The following is a 17,254-nucleotide window of genomic DNA, read 5'->3' as shown; positions in this document are numbered from 1 at the left end:
ACTCGACGTCATGACCGCTGCTGAATCGACGTCACCCGCGAGCCCGGTCGCGCCCGATCCCGACGAACTACGGGACAACCTGCGTCAGGCCGACCCGGGGGTCTTGGTGGCGGTACTGGCTCAGCTCACCGGCGACCCGTCGGTGCTGCAGACCTACGCGGCCAAGATCTCCCATGTCCCCAACCCGCCCGAGCGGCTCGGCGTCACCGACCCCGCCACTGTCGAGGCGCTGGTGAACGACATCGTCGACGCGCTGGGTGCGCCTCGGCGCGCCGGCGCGGTGCCCGCCGACGACCGGGACTTCTTCGTGCGGTTGCTGCCGACGGCGCTGGGTTCGGAGGTCGACGACGAGCATGTTGATCTGCTGCTCGAGCAGGGTGGCTTCCAGCGGTCGCAGCCGACGCTGCCGCGCACCGTGCCGATCCCCGCCACCATGACGGTCGCCATCATCGGCGCGGGTATCGCGGGAATCGCCAGCGCACTCGCAGTCGCGCAGGAGGGCGTGTCCTACCAGATATTCGACCGCAACGACGAGGTCGGCGGCACCTGGTTGACCACCACCTACCCGGGCATCGGCGTCGACACACCGTCGGCGTACTACTCGCTGTCGCGCGAGGTGAACCCGGACTGGAGCAATTACTACCCGCAGGGTGGCGAATACCAGGACTATCTGGTGGCACTCGCCGACAAGCACAAGCTGCGCGAGCACACCCGGTTCGGCACCGAGGTCGAGGCGCTGTGGTGGGACGACGATCGCAGCCAGTGGCAGATCCACGCGGTAGATGCCGACGGGCGCCGCGACGTCAGCTACGCCGGGGTGGTCATCGCCGCGACCGGCTACCTGAACCGCCCCCGCTGGCCCGATGTCAAAGGTCGGGACACCTTCGCGGGCAGCAGTATTCACTCGGCACTGTGGGATCCGGCGCTGGACCTGCGCGGCAAGAGGGTGGCGATGATCGGGGCCGGCTGCACTGCGGTTCAGATCGTCGACGCATGCGTCGACGAGGTGGAGCACCTGACGGTGTTCCAACGCCAACCGCACTGGGTGGCGCCCCGTAAACGGCTCACCGACGAGGTCCCCGCACACCGCCGCTACCTGGGACGGCACCTGCCGTACTACGCGAATTGGAACCGGCTGAAATCCTATTGGGGCACCGCCGACAACAACTACCCGGTCATCCTGCAAGATCCGGAGTGGGCCAAGGATCACCTGTCCATCTCGCCGGCCAACGACGTGCTGCTGCAGATGTGCCTGGCCTACATCGAGGCGACGTTCGGCAAGGACACCGAGCTGGCGAAGAAGGTCACCCCGGACTTCGCGCCGTACGGCAAGCGGATCATCCGCGACCCGGGCGGCTACTACGCGGCATTGACGCGCGAGCACGTCGACGTGGAGGCCAGCGAGCCCGCCGAGGTCAACCCGAAAGGCATTGTCACCCAGGACGGCCGGCAGATCGACCTCGACGTCATCGTCTATGCCACCGGCTACCATCTGGACTTCTTGTCCACCATCGACATCCGCGGCCGCGACGGCAGGAAACTGGCCGACGAATGGGGCGACAGCCCCCGCGCCTACCGGGGTGGCACGGTCCCGGGGTTTCCCAATCTGTTCGTCATGTCGGCGCCCAACTACAGCCCCGGTCACGGGGCGGGTGCGAACTTCTCGATGGAGGTGCTGGCGCACTACATCGTCGAATGCCTGCAACTCATGGCGCTGCGCGGCACCACCACCATGGAGGTCACCGAGCAGGCCTACCGGGACTACGTCGCCGGGATCGATGAGGCGATGAGCCGCACCGTGTGGTGCCACACCCCGAACGCGCACACCTACTACCGATCGGGTTCGGGCCGTGTGGTGGTGTCCACCCCCTACCGGCTGGTCGACATATGGCAGCAGCACCGGGCCCCGATCGAAGAAGACTTCACCCTACGATGACGCGATTACTCACCGGCAAAACCGCTTTGGTGACCGGCAGCAGCCGCGGCATCGGGCGGGCGATCGCCCAGCGGCTGGCGGCCGCAGGCGCCACCGTCGCGGTGACGGCGCGCGCCCACACCCCGTCGCCGTCCACCCGGGCGGGGACCAGCGCGGCGATGCCCGGGACCATCGACGAGACGATCGCGCTGATCGAAGGCGCCGGTGGATCGGCGTTCGGGCTGGCCGCCGACCTCGACGATCCGCCGGCCCGCGACGGCCTGATCGACGAGGTGCTGGACCGCACCGGCCGGATCGACATCCTGGTCAACAACGCCGGTTTCGCCGACTATTCGGTGATCGCCGACATGTCGCTGGAGACCTTCGACCGCACCGTGGAGCACTACCTGCGGACACCGTTCGTGTTGACCAAGGCCGTGGTTCCACAGATGCGCAGCCAGGGCGCCGGCTGGATCGTCAACATCGGCTCGGCCACCGGGGTGGCCCCGGCGCGGCCCTACCGCGAGTACAACAAGACGTCCGGCGACGTCATCTACGCATCATGCAAAGCCGCGCTGCATCGCTTCACCCAGGGGGTGGCCGCCGAGTTGCTCGACGCCAACATAGCGGTCAACTGCGTCGGTCCCTCGACCGCGGTTCGCACCCCGGGGGCGGCATCGCTGATCCCGGACGGGTTCCCCACCGAACCCGTGGAATACCTCGCCGAGACGGTGCTCGCGATGTGTCACCTGCCGGCCGCCGAACGCACCGGCCTGGTGGCGTTCAGCCTGCACTATCCGTGGTCGCAGAAGTTGCCGGTGCACAGCCTCGACGGGGCCGCGACGCTACCGCCGCTCGAGCCCCCGGCGACGGCGAACCCGAACATCATCGCGGGCGGGATCTGATCGCCCGCTGCGCCAATTCTTTGTCCCGATCACCGGGCATCGGTAGGCCAGTGCAGGTCCGCCACCGCCAAGATCGACTGCAGCATCAGATCACCGAGCAACACGCTGAAGGAGCCACCAATGCTTTCACCCGAGCAGCGGATGGAGCTGTCCGACATCCTGCGACCGGCAGCGCCGCCGCGGGAAGTCGACGCTGTCTACACCGACGATCAGCGTGCACGGTTGCTCGACGTCGTACGGAACGAGGGACCGTGGCGGCTGATCATCGCCCAGCACTTCGCTTCGCCGGAGGAGCTGATGGCCACCATGAGCGGCGCGTTCCCCGAGGGGTTCACCCCGTCGCTGGATCTGTTCCTCACTCCGACGTTCCGCGGGTATCTGGCCAACTACGGCACCGTGCTCTACCCCGAACTGCACGACTGCTTCTACAACTCCGAGTTCGTCGAGTTGGCGAAGAGCTACTGGAAAGCCGAGTACGCCAAGCCCGAGTTGATGCTGTTCAACATCAACGGGCCCTGCGCCAACCGCGATCCGGGGCATCTCGACTCGCCCAGCTTCCGCGGTGTTCGCCATGAGAACGCTCCGACCTGGCTGACCAGTGTGATGGGCAAATCGGGTCTGTTCCACGACTATTTGATCAAGATGGCACAGGTCATCACCTGGTTCTCGCTGGACGAGTCCAGCGGCTTCACCTACTGGCCCGAGGGGCCGCTGAAGCAACCGCAACGACTTCTGCCGCCGGTGTACAACCGCGGCGTACTGGTGCAGAACGAGATGATGGTGCACCGCGGCGAGGCCAACGGCCCGCTGGAGCAGCAGATGCCGGCCGGCTTGGCCTTCGACACCGTATTCACCGGTGACCCCGCCGCCGAAGATTCGTGGCTGCTCAAGAACGGCGACGAGATCATCGCCCGGCACCACACCGACGAACTTCGCTTCCTGGTGCACTGGTCGGCGGAGGTGTTCTCCGACTTCGACGAGTTGAAGAAGAACATGGACGGCAGCGACGACCTGACCATCGACAAGGCGATCGACATGCTCACCGACGATGTGCACAAGAAGGGCATCACGCTCGATGTGCCCAGCGACCCACTGCACGATCCGGGGTTCATCAGCGCCATCAACGCGGTCTACGACCTGGGCGGTCCGGCCAGCTACCCCGACCAGGCGCCGCTGAGCAGCTTCCAGATGGCTTGATTCGCGACAGGGGGCAGCGGCCGTTGCTAGGTGGCGGCGCCTTCGTCGAAGGTCGGCAGCGCCCCGTGGCGCACCGCGTCCTCGATCGAATCACGCAACTGCGAACAGCCCAGGAACGACCCGCCGTTCGGGGGCGCCGACACTTCGTCCTCCCGCCGCTCAGCGCAGGCAGCCAGCGCCGCCGCATCCCACTGCACGGTGGTCTGCTGCCAACTGCTCTTTCGGGCACGCACCTGCGCACCGCAACGGCCGCAGGCGACCGGCACCAAGGGCGAATCCGCGAGCCGGATGTCGGCCCTGATCGTCATCCGGACGCACCCACTTGGGCCGCCTGCCGGGCCACGTTCTCATCGACCTGCTGCTGCCACGTCTCCAACGGGCGGGTCACGTCGATCTCGTACTCGAACCGGTCGACCATCTCGGCCTTCACGTCGGCCACGTCGACGTAAAACTGTTCATACCAGCGGCGTAACTGATAAACCGGGCCGTCTTCCTCGCACAGCAGCGGATTGTCAATGCGAGCCTTGGACTTCCAGATCGCCACGTCCTGCTCGAATCCGAACTTGACGAAATCTCCCAGCCCGGTGGCTGCCGCAACGGCCGCCTCCTCGGGCATGTGCTCCGACTTCTTGACGATGATCCCGTACTGCAGCACGAACGAATTCGCGTCGATGGGGTAGTGGCAGTTGAGCAGAATCGTCTTCTGGTCGCCGTGTTCGTAGTGATAGGTCAGGTCATCGATCATGAACGACGGGCCGAAATAGGACGCATCGGATGTGGTGCCGAGCAGTGTCGGGGCACCTTCGGGGGTCGGGAGGTCCGGCCGGCTGCCGCTGCGCATGAACTGCGTTGCGACATGCCCCTCGAAGATGTTCTTGAACTGTGTCGGCATGGAGCCGTGCACGTAGAAGAAATGCGCCATATCGGCGACGTTGTCGATGATTTCGCGGCAGTTGGTGTTGACCACGGTGGTGTACCAGTGCCAGTCGGTCCACTGGTCGCTGTCAGCGCCCTCGATCCGCGGAATCGTCACCTCGTCCGGTGGCGGCTTGCCTTCGGGGTCGTTCCACACGAACAGCATCCCGTCCTGCTCCAGCGTGGTCCACGCCGTCGTCCTGGCCAGCCTGGGCACCCGCTTGCTGTACGGAATCTGCTTACACCGGCCGTCGCCGCCCCACCGCCAGTCGTGGAACGGGCAGGCGATCTCGTCGCCCTTGACCGTGCCCTGCGACAGGTCACCGCCCATGTGCCGGCAGTAACTGTCCAGCACGTTCAGCCGGCCGTTGCCGCCGCGGAAGACAACCATCTTGCCGCCGAACGCCTGCACGGCGTGCGGTTTGCCGTCGCCCAAGTCCCTCGTCAGGCCCAGGCAGTGCCAGCCGCGGGCGAATCGCGTGGGGGCGGTCCCCGCCTCGATCTGCCGCATCTCGCCCAAATCGGCCTGCGACGTCGTCATAACGAACACCCTTCTCCGAGTCAATTCATGCCTGGACACCGTTGTAGCACCGTGCTTCTGGCTGATCGCCCCGGTGTTCCACTCACCAGGAGAGTCGCTACAGTCGAGCGCTGTTTTGGCGCAAAATTCGCATCACGGGTGCATGACGTAGCCCTTCCGACGAAAGTGAGACGATGAGCCAACATCTCGACCAGGTGCCGTCGGCCGCTGCGGAGGTGACCGTGGACCTATTGGTCGTCGGATCCGGTACCGGCATGGCCGCGGCGCTGGCCGCCGACGAACTCGGCATGTCGTCACTCATCGTGGAGAAGACGTCCTACGTCGGTGGTTCGACGGCACGCTCGGGTGGGGCGATCTGGCTGCCGGCCAGCCCGGTGCTGCTGGCATCCGGTTCGACGGACACCGAGGACGCGGCGCGCAGCTATCTTCGTGCGGTGGTCGGCGGAACGGCGCCCCCGGAACGCAGCGACAGCTTCTTGCAGTACAGCGGCGCCGCCCTGGAAATGCTGCGCCGGACCACGCCGATGAAATTCTCCTGGGCCAAGGGCTATTCCGACTACCACCCGGAGAGGCCCGGCGGCAGCGCGGTCGGCCGGACCTGTGAATGCCGCCCGTTCAACACCCGCAGGCTCGGCCCCCAGCGCAGTCGGCTGCGACCCGGTGTCATGAAGGCGACGTTCCCGATGCCGGTGACCGGCGCCGACTACCGGTGGCTCAACCTGATGGCGCGGACGCCCCGGAAGTCACTGCCCCGCATCATGTTGCGGGTATTCCAGGGGCTCGGTGGCCTGCTACTGGGGCGCAACTACGTGGCGGGCGGTCAGGCGCTGACCGCCGGGATGTTCGCCGGAGTGCTACGCGCCGGAATTCCGGTGTGGACCGAAACGTCGCTCACCCGCCTCACCACGCAGGACGGTCGGGTCACCGGTGCAGTGCTCACCCGGGATGGCGAGCCGGTCACCGTCACCGCGCGTCGCGGCGTGGTCCTGGCGGCCGGTGGCTTTGACCATCGGATGGACTGGCGCTGGAAGTTCCAGTCCGAATCGCTGGGCGAACACACCAGTCTTGGCGCAGAAGGAAATACCGGCGATGCAATACAGGTCGCGCAGGAACTGGGCGCCGCCACCGATCTGATGGACCAGGCGTGGTGGTTTCCAGCCTTCGCGGCGCTGCCGGGCGCCGATCCGCTGGTGATGCTCGCCGAACGATCCCTGCCGGGGTCGCTGCTGGTCGATCAGAACGGGCAGCGATTCGTCAACGAGGCTTGCGATTACATGTCTTTCGGACAGCGACTGCTCGAGCGCGAGCAAGCCGGCAACCCCGTCGAGTCGATGTGGATGGTCTTCGACCAGCGTTACCGCAACAGCTATCTGATGGCCGCAGAACTATTTCCCCGGATGCCGATCCCGAAGTCCTGGTACGAGGCCGGAATTGCGCACCGCAGTGATGATCTGACTGCGCTGGGTAGCGCCATCGGTGTTCCACCCGAGGCGTTCCGCGCCACCATGGACCGGTTCAATGACTTCGCCGCGAACGGCCAAGACCCCGACTTCGGCCGCGGCCTCAGCGCCTACGACCACTACTACGGTGACCCGACGATCCGCCCGAATCCGAATCTGCGTCCGCTGCGCGACGGCCCGTTCCATGCGGTGCAGGTCGTGCTGAGTGACCTGGGCACCTGCGGGGGTGTGCGGGCGGATTCCCGTGCCCGGGCACTTCGTGAGGACGGCACCGTCATCGACGGCCTGTATGCGATCGGCAACACCGCGGCCAACGCGTTCGGGGCCAGCTACCCCGGCGCCGGGGCGACCATCGCCCAGGGCCTGGTCTACGGGTATGTGGCAGCACACCACGCGGCTGGTGCGGCGGGGCAATCGCTGTAGCCCTTGGGGTCAGGCCCTGATGCGGATCTCCCCGGGCGACCACCAGCCGCTGCGGGTGGCGCTGCCCAACTCCAGTTCGGCCGGCGACGCCGGGGTGATCACGTCGAACTGGCGCAGCGAGCCCCAGTCCCGGCCCCAGTCGTGGTTGAGGTACGTGGCCATCACGTGCGCCCGCAACAGCATGTCCGAGATGCCCAGCAGCCCGCCGTTGACCCCGTCCTGCCAGGTGTCGGTGTCCTGCTTCTTGGCGTTGTAGTCCGGGGTGATCCGGTACTTCGGCACCTCGGTGACGCCGTTGGCGTGCAGCATCGGGTGCTGACACGGGAACGCCAGGCCGACGGCCCAGTCCAAGAGCACCGGCTGGTCGGAGCCGAGGTATTCCTGGATGGTCTTCACCTCGGGCAGCCGCGGCGGGGTGAATGCGATCCAGTCCCGCGGGTTCAGCGACTTGTCCACGGCCACAACGCGCACCGCCACGGCCTGCGCGGGGATCTGCTCCCGCGGGTAGCGCAGGTTGCGCCACATCCGCGGCCACTCACCGAACACGTCGTAGGGCACCATTCGCCCGGCTGCCACCGGGTTGCCGTCGGGGCCGGGCAACCCGTACTCCAGTTGCACATCCTGGCCGGTGGTGTAGCCCTTCAGCACGCTGTTGCCGGCGATGGTCCCGGCCGCGGTCACCGCCACCAGGGGGTGGGCGTCATCGGCCGGCGGCAGGGCGTACCACGCGGAGGTCAGCTTGGATTCCTGCTGGCCGTCGGTGCTGTAGCTGCCGGCCAGCGGGATCCGCGCCGGGTCCAGCCCGTACGGCAGCGGCACCTTGGAACCATTGACGCCGGGGGTCTTCAGCTTCTTCGGGGCGTCCCAGTCGTAGTCGGTGCCCGGCTGGGTGATCGGCATCCGCAGCGCCTCGGCCACCACCTTCTCCGGCACACCGCTGGCGGTGAACCCGACCGGATCGGCGCCGCCCAACGGCCCGAGTTCGCCGTACATGCCCGGCAGCGGCGTCAGCGCGCCGTCGTTGGGGTCCGGTTCGACCAGCACGTTGTCGGCCTGCCCGCAGCCGCCGACGAAGGCGCGCACGTTGGCCAGGCCGTTGGAGTAGGTGGGGTATTCGCGAATGATCCCGGCCACCATCGAGGCCACGAACACGCACACCATGAAGCCGGCCGCCACCGGAACCGGGGCGGCGGTCAGCGCCCGGGCCACCCGGCCCTCGCCGCGGTCGCGCGGCGCGAAATGCAGCCAAGCCGCCCACCCGGCCGTGATGGCGAACAACGCGAAGAAGATTGTGCTGACGGTGATTCCGCCGATTCGCGGCATGTCCGCGTTGAACGGCACCCCGTAGCTCGAGACGTACCACCAGCCGTTGGTGGTGGCGAAACACAGTGCCAGCACGAACAGCACCGCCGACGCGAACGCCATCCGGTTACGCGACCATCCCACCACCTGCCGGGACACCAGCACCGTGGTCAGCGCGGCCATCGCACCGGCCACCGCGGCGAACAGCCCGAAGTGGTGCACCCATTTGGTGGGGGCGAACATCAGCGAGAACATCGTCGCCAGGATGACGCCCATCAGCCGCCACACCGGGCCGCTGGCCACCCCGGCAACCCGCTTGCGCCGCAACATGATGAACATCGCGGTGAACAGGCACAGCGCACAGATCATGAACCCGAACCGCCGCGACAGCGAGCCGTCGACCGTCGGCAGGATCAGGTAGTAGTAGCGCAGGTTCTCGGTCCACCAGGCCTGGCTGGGGCCGATCGCGGTGCGAATCCTGGTGGCCTCCAACACCGCCCGCACCGTCTGGTCGGCGAAGACCACGGTCAGGATTATCGCGCCGGCGGCCAGCAGCGGCGCCACCAGCGGCCAGGTGCCGTGAATACGGTGGCGGCGCACCAGGATTCGCAGCAGCGGCCGGCCACCGGCCAGCAGCGCGGCCACCGCGATCAGCCCGGTCGGCTGGATGCCCAGGGTGAACGCCGCGCAGATGATCGCCAGCGCCGCCGGGGTGAGCCGGCTGGAGATGATCGCCCGCTCCACCAGCACGTAGGTGATCAGCGAGCCGACCGCGATGATCCCCTCGGGGCGCAGGCCGTTGTTGAACGGCATCCACGCCGCCAGGAGCACCATGCCGGCCGCCCACAGCGCCGGCTTGCTGGCCGCCACCGCCGGGCCGAACCGGGGCAGCACCTCGCGGGACAGCAGCAGCCAACACACCAGGCCGGCAACCAGATCCGGCAGCCGGATCCAGATGCTGGCATCCGACACGTGCGTCATCAACGCCAGCAGGTTGTAGTACCAGCCGAACGGGTCTTCCGGGCTGCCGAACCAGCGGAAGTAGTTGCTCATGTAGCCGGCGTGGTCGGCCACCCGGGCCATCCCGAGGATGTAGCCGTCGTCGGAGGAGTTCGCGCCGATCACGTACCAGACCACGAAGCCGAGCACCACCGCGACGTCGGCAGGGGAGAAAAACCGCCAGCGGGAAGGGATCAGCCGGTGCATCCGGCGGCCGTCGAGCCGGTCCAGGCGCCACAGTGCCAGCACTGCGATCACGGTGGCCAGGATCGCCGCGAAGATCGCGGCCCGCTTCAGCACCGTCGGCTTGGTGGAGAACCGGGTGTCGATGTCGGCTGTCAGTTCCAGCCCGGCCGGTGCCGCGCCGGTCAGGTCGGTGAACACCCCGACGATCTGCGGGCGCAGGTTCGGGTCGGCCCAGCCGTAGCGCTGGGTGATCCCGCCGATGGTGGCGAAGGTGCCGGCGTGCGACGAGGTGACCTCGATGTCGGTACATCCGGGGCCTTCGACCTTGGCCCGCGGCGCGGTGGCCAGCACCACGTTGCGGTCGGTGACGTCGACCCGTTTCTCGGTGACGCTGATGAACAGCCCGTTGAGCGCGGCGTCCTTGCCCTTGGCCGGCGCGGTGGACAGCAGCGTCCCGCCCTCGGCCGGCAGCTCGCGCACCAGCGCGCACGGCGCCTTGACCGACATCGAGACCGGGGTCTGGGAGATCAGCGGGGCGGTGACACTGTGCAATTCGCCGTGCTGCGGCCAGTTCAGCGTCGCGGTGGTCTGTACCACCGGCAGCAGCGGGGTGGCCACCGCCAGCAGGAAGCCGACCAGGCCGGCGACGACGGCCACCCAGCGGATCAGTCTCAGGTCACGGGTCATGGCAGTGCTCGAATCGGTCCGGGCCGGCTCCAGCCGGTAACTGTCATGGTGGCCTGCTCGACGTCCGCGTCGGGTGCGGTCTTGGCCGGGATCAGCCGGTGGTAGGCCTCCACCGCCCCCCAGTCGCGATACCAGTCGTCGCGCAGGTAGGTCGGGAGGGTGGTCGTCCACAGCATCGCCTGGGTGATCATGAACGGCCCGCCGTCCTCGGCGGACTGCCACAGGTTCGACGACGCCGCGGTCTGCTTGTGGTCCGGCATGATCCGGTACTCGGGGAGTTCGGCGATGCCCAGGTGCTCGGCGAACGGCCGTTGGCAGGGGAAGTTCGCCGCGGAGGCGATGTCCATCAGCACCGGGGTCTGCGATCCCATCAGCTGCTGGATGGTCTTGACCACCGGTACCCGCGGTGGGGTGAACGCGATCCACTGTTCGGTGGACAGGTTCGGGTCGTTGGCGACGATCCGGACCACGTCGGTGCCCGGTGGCGCCCAGGCCAGCGGGAAGCGCAGGTTGCGCCAGGAGTTCTGCGGCCCGATGTCGATCGGCTCCACCTCGCCCTGGGCCTTCACCGTGCCGTCGGGAGCGCTGGCGCCCCATTCCAGTTTCAGCGGCTGGCCGTAGTCCAGCTTGCCGTCCTCGCCGTGCGACCAGATCGCACCCGCGGCGCTCACCACGATGATCGGCGCGCGATCCGGGGTCTGATCGGGCAGCCGGTACCAGACCGAGGTGGCGTGCGCGGCCACCTGCTCCTTGTACGACCCGAGCACCGGCGTGACGGCAGGGTCCAGGCCGAACGGCAGCGCCACCCGGGATCCGTTCACTCCGGCCGGGGCACTGTCGGGGAGTTTTCCGCCGGCGGTGCCCGCGGCGTCGCTCTGGTTGGCGCTGGGCTTGTTGGGGGAGGCGTCGGCGTTGGGCACGCCGGGCTTGGCGATGACGGCCAGGCTGGACAGGTCGTCGTCGACGGCGTCGGGGTCGAAGCCCAGTGGGTCGTTGCCGCCGAGCGGGCCGAGCTCCCCGTAGCTCTGGCCCGGGGCCGGTTGCAGCAGACCGGCATTCGCGTCCGGTTCGGTCAGCACGTCCTCGGCCATGCCGCAGGAGGACAGGCCGGATACCAGAGCGTCGACATTGGCGCGGGCGGTGGTGTAGGCCGGGTAGCGGCCGGCGGCGGCCTTGGCCATCGAGCCGACCATCAGCAGCACCATCAGGCTCGCGAGGACCAGCAGCGGCGTCGACGCCAGAATCCGGTTGCGCCGGTTGGGCGTGACCTCGGTGTGGCCGGTGTAGTCCAGCCGGAAGTGCTGCCAGCCGGCCAGCAGGCCGGTGGCGATCGAGGCCGTCAGGAACATCGACGTCACCGGGCGGCTGGCGATCACCGGCGGGATGTCGAACCACGGCACCCCGTAGCCGCCGACGTAGAACCAGCCGTTGACCCCCGAGGTCGCCCACGCCACCAGGAACAGCAGCGCGGTCACATACAGGGTCATGTTGCGTCGGCTGTGCAGCCCCACCCGCGCGAAGGTGAACGCGGTGAGCGCGGCCAGCGCCCCGGCAAGCCCGGCGAACGCGCCGAACTGCACCGCCCACTTGGTCGGGGTGAACGTCAGCAACAGCAGGCCCACCGCCGTCGACCCGATCAGCCGCCAGGCCGGGCCGCCGGCCACCCCGGCGATCCGCCCGCGGCGCAGCAGCACCACCAGCATGGCGAACATGCAGAACAGCAGGACCAGCACCGCGAACCGGCGGGTCAGCGAGGCGTCGACGTTCTCCTCGACGGTCAGGAAGTAGTAGCGCAGGAACTCCTGGTACCAGGCGATGGTCGGGCCGACCACGTATTTGATCCGGGCCGACTCGGCGACCGCGGCCAGGGTCTGGTGCCGGCACACCACCACGGCGATCAACGAACCCGCCGCGACCAGCACCGCCAGGGGTGCGGCCAGACCGTCGACGGCCCGGCGTCTGCGGATCACCGCTTCGATGGCCCGCGAGCCGGTCAGCAGCGGGGCCAGCGCGATCAGCCCGTGCGGGGCCAGCGTGACGGTGAAGACGGCCACCACGATCGCGCACGCCGTCGGCACCAGCCGGCGGGTGGCGATGGTGTGCTCCACCAGCATCCAGACCACCAGGGTGCCCAGCGCGATCAGCGGCTCGGGGCGCAGGCCGTTGTTGAACGGCAGCCAGGCCGCCGCGAACATCACCGCCGCGGTGAACACCGCCACCCGGTTGCCGGACAGCCGGCCCAGCCGGGGCAGGATCCGGCGGCTGATGATCAGCCAGCAGGCCATGCCGGCGGCCGTGGCGGGCAGGCGCATCCACACCCCGGCGGTGCTGATCGTGCTGAGCTGGCCGAGCAGTGCGGGGTACCAGTCGAACGGGGCCTCGCTGGCGCCGAAGAACCGGTAGTAGTTGGCGACGTACCCGGCGTGCGCGACGTTGCGGGCCATCGTCAGGTTGTAGCCGTCGTCGCTGGAGATGGCGCCGATGACGTGCCACAGCGCCAGGGTGGCCAGCACGCCGATGTCGGCCAGCCAGGTGATGGGGTTGGCTTTGAGCCAGTGCCGCCAGCTGCGCGGGGTGCGGTGGGTATGGCGGCGGTCGAGTACCGCAAGCGCGATGATCGAGGCCAGCACCGCCAGCACACCGAGACCCATCACGGCGGCTTTGAGCATCGTCGGGTTGGTGATGAATCGGGTGTCGACGGCGATACGGGCGCTCAAGCCCGGTTGCGGGCCGACTTCCAGTTCGGTGAAGATGCCGCCGATCTGCGGCTTGTTCTCGGGGGGCAGGCTGCCGGCCGCACCCGGGATGCCGACGAAGTCCGCGCCGACGTCGCCGGGGTTGGCCCACAGGTGAAGTTGGCTGCAGTCGGCGATCTTGGTCCGGGGCGCCGCTGCGGCGACGTGGTCGCGGTAGGCGGCGAACACGGTGGTCTTATTGGCCCGTACGAACAGGCCGTGCGCGGTGGCGTCCACGCCGCCGGCCGGCACGGTGGACAGCACCAGGCCGCCTTTTTCGGGCAGGGTGGCGATCGCCGAGCAGGGGATGGTGATGTCGAGGCCGCGGGGCGCGCCGGACACCAGCGGGGCGGTGACGTCGCTGACGTGGCCTTGCGCGTCGACGCCCTGCGGCCAGGCGATGGTGGCGGTGGTCTGTTTGACCGGGAGCAGCGGTGTGACGCCGCACAGCAACACGCCGGTGATGCCTGCGACCACCGCGATCAGCCGGGCGATCCGATAACGCTGCTTGGGCTGGTCCTTGGGCTGACCGGAGGGGGAGGACACGGGCCTTGATGTTATTCGACGGCGGTCCCGAAGCCGGGACCCCGTCCCGGCGCGGATCGCTTCGGGGTGCCCCGGCCACCGCGAGTGGGAATCTCACGACGTGACACGCCGACGGCGCGTCGTGGGATTCCGACTCGACGCCGGGGGATCAGTGCCGCAGCGGCGCCGGGCTCCACAGCCCGGACCGCACGGCCGTGCCCAGGTCCAGCTGCGCCGGCGTCGCCTTGTAGTACGGGGTCAACTGCTGCAGGGCGCCCCAGTCGCGGAACCAGTCGTCGGCCAGATAGCTGGGCACCGTGGTCGCGCGCACCAGCAGCTCGGTGATGCCCAGCGGGCCTCCGCCGTTGTTGTCCATCACCGGCGAGTTCGCCTCGGCGCCGAACCGGTCCGGCAGGATCCGCCACTTGGGCACCTCGGTCACCCCGTTCTGGTGGCCGAAGGGGCGCTGGCAGGGGAACGCCAGGCCCACCAGCCAGTCCAGCAGCACCGGATCCGACGACCCGACCACCTGCTGCAGGCTGCGCAGCTGCGGGACGCGCGGCGGAGTCAGCGCGATCCAGTGCTGCGGCGCCAGGTCGTCGTCGCGGACCACCAGCCGGATCCGGGTGGCCTCGGCCGGGATCGCCGACATCGGCGCGCGCAGGTTGCGCCACGCCGGCACCGCACCGATGTCACCGAATTCGACGGTGCCGCTGGATTCATGCGGCGGTCCCAGCTTCGCCTCTCCTCCGTCGAGGCTCGCTGAACCGCCGGGCTTGTCGTTCGCGGCGCCCTCCTCAGTGGCCCACTGCGCGGTGACCTCGTCGCGGTCGAATCGGCCGGCGGCCGCCACCACCAGCAGCGGGCCGGCCTCGGCGCGGTCGGCGGGCAGCCGGTACCACGCCGAGCGCAGCCGTGCCGGCATCTGCATACCGGGGCGCCAGCTGCCCAGCACCGGTACTCGGGCCGGGTCCAGCTTGTAGGGCAGCCGGGCCCGCGAGCCGTTGATGCCCTCGGCTGCCGTGGTGCCGCCTTCGGTGCCGGCCTCACCACCGGTCTCGCCGGCGGACTGCGCGTCGTCGTCGGCCAGCCTGCCCAGCCCCGGCGGGCCGATCACCTGATCGGCGGAGACGTCGGCGGGAATCCCGTTGGGTTCGAACCCGATCGAGAACGTCGCGCCCAGTGCGTCGGGGACGGGTGTGTCGATCGGCTCGAGCATCCCGGCGTTGGGGTCCTGCTCCACCAGCACGTCATCGGCCAGCCCGCAGGTCTTGCCGCTCCCCAGAACCGGAACAGCGGCCAGGTTGGACCGGCCCACCGTCCACGCCGGGTACTGCCCGAGCATCGACGCCGTCAGCGACACCACCTGGAAGGCGATCAGCACCCAGGAGGCGATCGCCAGCGGGTACCCGGACAGCGCCGCCCAGCGCGGCGGCCGCTCGGCGTCATTGACGAAGTGGAACCAGGCCGCCACCAGCAGCGCCAGCACGGTCAGCCCCACCCCCATGGTGGCGAACGCCAGATGCCACTTGGGGAAGGCGTTGGACCACGGCACCCCGAAGTTGGAGACGTACCACCAGCCGTTGACGCTGGCGAACGACAGCGCGGTGATGAACAGCACCAGCGCGGTGAACAGCGTCCGGTTGCGCCGCGAGCGCATTGCCGCGGCACCCACCGCGACGGCGGCCAGCGCACCCAGTGACCCGGCCAGCCCGGCGAACACCCCGAAGTGGTGCGTCCACTTGGTGGGGGTGAACATCATCGCGATGAACGAGATGATGGTGATCCCGATGATGCGCCGGCTCGGCCCGGTCGCGGTGCCGGGAATCCGGCCCTTGCGCAACGCCATCGCCACCGACACCGCCAGCGCGACACCGAGCGCCAGCACCGGGAACCGGCGGGCCACCGAACCGTCCGGGGTGGCCAGGAACAGTCGCTCGTAGCGGACGTGCTCCTCGAACCAGGCCAGGCTGGGCCCGACTGCGGACTTCAGTGTGCTGGCCTCGATCTCGCCGGCCAGGGTCTGGTCGCGGAAGATCACGATCGCGGTGATGCTGATCGCGGCGGCGATCGGCGCCAGCAGCGGGGTCAGCCCGAACTGGGTGGAGCGCCGATGCAAGATCGTGCGCAGTGGCCCGATCGCCACCAGCAGCGCGCCGATGGAGGCGATGCCCGTCGGCCCGGAGAACAGTGTCAGCGCGCCGATGATGCAGGCGATCGCCAGCGGTAGCAGCCGGCTGGTGGCCACCGCCCGTTCCACCGAGCACCAGGTCGCCAGGATGCCCAACGCGATGATCGGCTCCGGGCGCAGGCCGTTGTTCAGCGGCAGCCAGAACGCCAGGAACATGCCGGCCGCGGTCCAGGCCGCCGCGGGGCTGTGTTTGACGGCGTGCCCCAGCCGGGGTAGTACCTCGCGGCTGATCAGCCACCAGCAGGCCAGTGCCATGCCCAGGGTGGGCAGCCGCATCCAGATGCTGGTGGTGGACACCTGCGACCACACCGCCAGCAGGTCGTAGTACCAGCCGAACGGCGCCTCCGGGGTGCCGAACCAGCGGTAGAAGTTCGCCATGTAGCCGGCGCGTTCGGAGATCCGCGCCATGGTCAGGATGTAGCCGTCGTCGCTGGTGTTGGCGCCGACGAAGTGCCACCACACCAGTACCAGGGCCACCAGCGCGTCCAGTGGCGACATCGACCACCAGCGCGCCGGCAGGAAACGGCGGTGCCGATGGCCGTCGGCGGTGTCCAGGATGTGCAGGGCGATCAGCGCGAGGATCGTCAGCGCCACGCCGAGGATCATCGCGGCCAGCTTCAGCGGGGTCGGTGCGCTGGAGAAGCGGGTGTCGACGGTGGCGCTGAAGCCCAGTCCGGCCGGCGCCGGTCCGGCCAGGTCGGTGTAGACGCCGACGATCTGCGGCCGGAAGTCATAGCCGCTGCGGGTGCCGGTCAGCGGCGAGCCGGGATGCTCGGCGTTGGGGCCCTGCTTGAGGCCGACGAACTCGGCGGTGACGCGGTCGGCGTGCGCGGTGAAGGTCAGCTTCTGGCAGTCCGGGCCGAGAACCTGCGTCAGCGGCGCCACCACCACCGGCACATTGCGCACCACCAGGACCAGGTCGTCGTTGACGCGTTCGATGAGCAGCCCGCGGTCGACGGCTTTGGGCGCCTGCTTGGGCACCGTGGACAACAGCACGGTCTTGGTCTTGGTGAGCCCGGCCGCGGCCTGGCACGGCACGGTGATGTCCAGATCGGTGGCCACGTAGCCGATCAGCGGCGCCTGCACACTGGTCAGCGCACCGTTCTGCGGCCAGTTCAGCTCGGCGGTGGTCTGCTTGACCGGCAACAACGGAGTCAGGATCGCCAGCAGGGTGCCCAGCACGCCGGCGACGACGGCGACGGCCCGAGCGATCCGGAAGTCGGCGCGCGTATCGGTCACGGACCTAGATGCTATCGGTGCCCTCGGCGGTGCC

At 68.8% G+C, this 17,254-nt stretch carries 9 protein-coding genes; 4 read left to right on the top strand and 5 right to left on the bottom strand.

The window, feature by feature from the left end; all coding sequences use genetic code 11:
- Positions 1 to 10 precede the first annotated feature (10 nt).
- The 3 genes from ACZYY4_RS18280 (at position 11) to ACZYY4_RS18270 (ending at position 4,017) form a co-directional block, all read left to right on the top strand.
- Positions 11 to 1,936: a flavin-containing monooxygenase gene (locus ACZYY4_RS18280; protein WP_463811413.1), complete on the top strand. Its 1,926-nt coding sequence runs from the start codon at positions 11 to 13 to the stop codon at positions 1,934 to 1,936.
- A complete protein-coding gene (locus tag ACZYY4_RS18275) occupies positions 1,933 to 2,820 on the top strand; it encodes an SDR family NAD(P)-dependent oxidoreductase (RefSeq protein ID WP_463811412.1) in 888 nt (295 codons plus the stop codon). The genes ACZYY4_RS18280 and ACZYY4_RS18275 overlap by 4 nt, the downstream gene beginning before the upstream one ends.
- Positions 2,821 to 2,940: 120 nt before the next feature.
- Positions 2,941 to 4,017 carry a hypothetical protein gene (locus ACZYY4_RS18270; RefSeq protein ID WP_463811411.1) on the top strand — a complete coding sequence of 359 codons (1,077 nt, stop codon included), beginning with the start codon at positions 2,941 to 2,943 and terminating at the stop codon, positions 4,015 to 4,017.
- Positions 4,018 to 4,043: 26 nt separating this feature from the next.
- On the opposite strand, the gene ACZYY4_RS18265 is transcribed toward ACZYY4_RS18270, so the two are convergent.
- Together ACZYY4_RS18265 and ACZYY4_RS18260 are read right to left on the bottom strand one after the other, a co-directional pair.
- Entirely contained in the window at positions 4,044 to 4,325 is a 282-nt protein-coding gene (locus ACZYY4_RS18265) for a ferredoxin (RefSeq protein ID WP_463811410.1), read from the bottom strand.
- Positions 4,322 to 5,473, bottom strand: coding sequence for a Rieske 2Fe-2S domain-containing protein (locus tag ACZYY4_RS18260; RefSeq protein ID WP_463811409.1), 1,152 nt, complete (start codon positions 5,471 to 5,473; stop codon positions 4,322 to 4,324). Before ACZYY4_RS18260 ends, ACZYY4_RS18265 begins: the two co-directional genes overlap by 4 nt.
- A 173-nt stretch (positions 5,474 to 5,646) precedes the next feature.
- Between ACZYY4_RS18260 and ACZYY4_RS18255 the strand changes: the two genes are divergently transcribed.
- Positions 5,647 to 7,356, top strand: a complete 1,710-nt coding sequence (locus tag ACZYY4_RS18255) for a 3-ketosteroid-delta-1-dehydrogenase (protein ID WP_463811408.1) — start codon at positions 5,647 to 5,649, stop codon at positions 7,354 to 7,356.
- Positions 7,357 to 7,365: 9 nt separating this feature from the next.
- Here ACZYY4_RS18255 and ACZYY4_RS18250 read toward each other — a convergent pair whose 3' ends face one another.
- From ACZYY4_RS18250 to ACZYY4_RS18240, 3 genes are all read right to left on the bottom strand, one after another.
- Positions 7,366 to 10,530, bottom strand: a complete 3,165-nt coding sequence (locus ACZYY4_RS18250) for an arabinosyltransferase domain-containing protein (protein WP_463811407.1) — start codon at positions 10,528 to 10,530, stop codon at positions 7,366 to 7,368.
- Positions 10,527 to 13,811 carry an arabinosyltransferase domain-containing protein gene (locus tag ACZYY4_RS18245; RefSeq protein WP_463811406.1) on the bottom strand — a complete coding sequence of 1,095 codons (3,285 nt, stop codon included), beginning with the start codon at positions 13,809 to 13,811 and terminating at the stop codon, positions 10,527 to 10,529. The genes ACZYY4_RS18250 and ACZYY4_RS18245 overlap by 4 nt, the downstream gene beginning before the upstream one ends.
- 148 nt (positions 13,812 to 13,959) lie before the next feature.
- Complete coding sequence (locus ACZYY4_RS18240; RefSeq protein ID WP_463811494.1) at positions 13,960 to 17,235, bottom strand: arabinosyltransferase domain-containing protein; 3,276 nt, start codon at positions 17,233 to 17,235, stop codon at positions 13,960 to 13,962.
- Positions 17,236 to 17,254: the final 19 nt, after the last annotated feature.

The sequence above is a fragment of the Mycobacterium sp. IDUB_21 genome (assembly GCF_055419425.1).
This window is presented reverse-complemented; position numbering and strand designations above follow the sequence as displayed.

Excerpts from the sequence above, each read along its gene's own strand:
- ACZYY4_RS18280 (WP_463811413.1), top strand. The coding sequence starts at position 11 with ATGACCGCTGCTGAATCGACGTCACCCGCGAGCCCGGTCGCGCCCGAT.
- ACZYY4_RS18275 (WP_463811412.1), top strand. The coding sequence starts at position 1,933 with ATGACGCGATTACTCACCGGCAAAACCGCTTTGGTGACCGGCAGCAGC.
- ACZYY4_RS18270 (WP_463811411.1), top strand. The coding sequence starts at position 2,941 with ATGCTTTCACCCGAGCAGCGGATGGAGCTGTCCGACATCCTGCGACCG.
- ACZYY4_RS18265 (WP_463811410.1), bottom strand. The coding sequence starts at position 4,325 with ATGACGATCAGGGCCGACATCCGGCTCGCGGATTCGCCCTTGGTGCCG.
- ACZYY4_RS18260 (WP_463811409.1), bottom strand. The coding sequence starts at position 5,473 with ATGACGACGTCGCAGGCCGATTTGGGCGAGATGCGGCAGATCGAGGCG.
- ACZYY4_RS18255 (WP_463811408.1), top strand. The coding sequence starts at position 5,647 with ATGAGCCAACATCTCGACCAGGTGCCGTCGGCCGCTGCGGAGGTGACC.
- ACZYY4_RS18250 (WP_463811407.1), bottom strand. The coding sequence starts at position 10,530 with ATGACCCGTGACCTGAGACTGATCCGCTGGGTGGCCGTCGTCGCCGGC.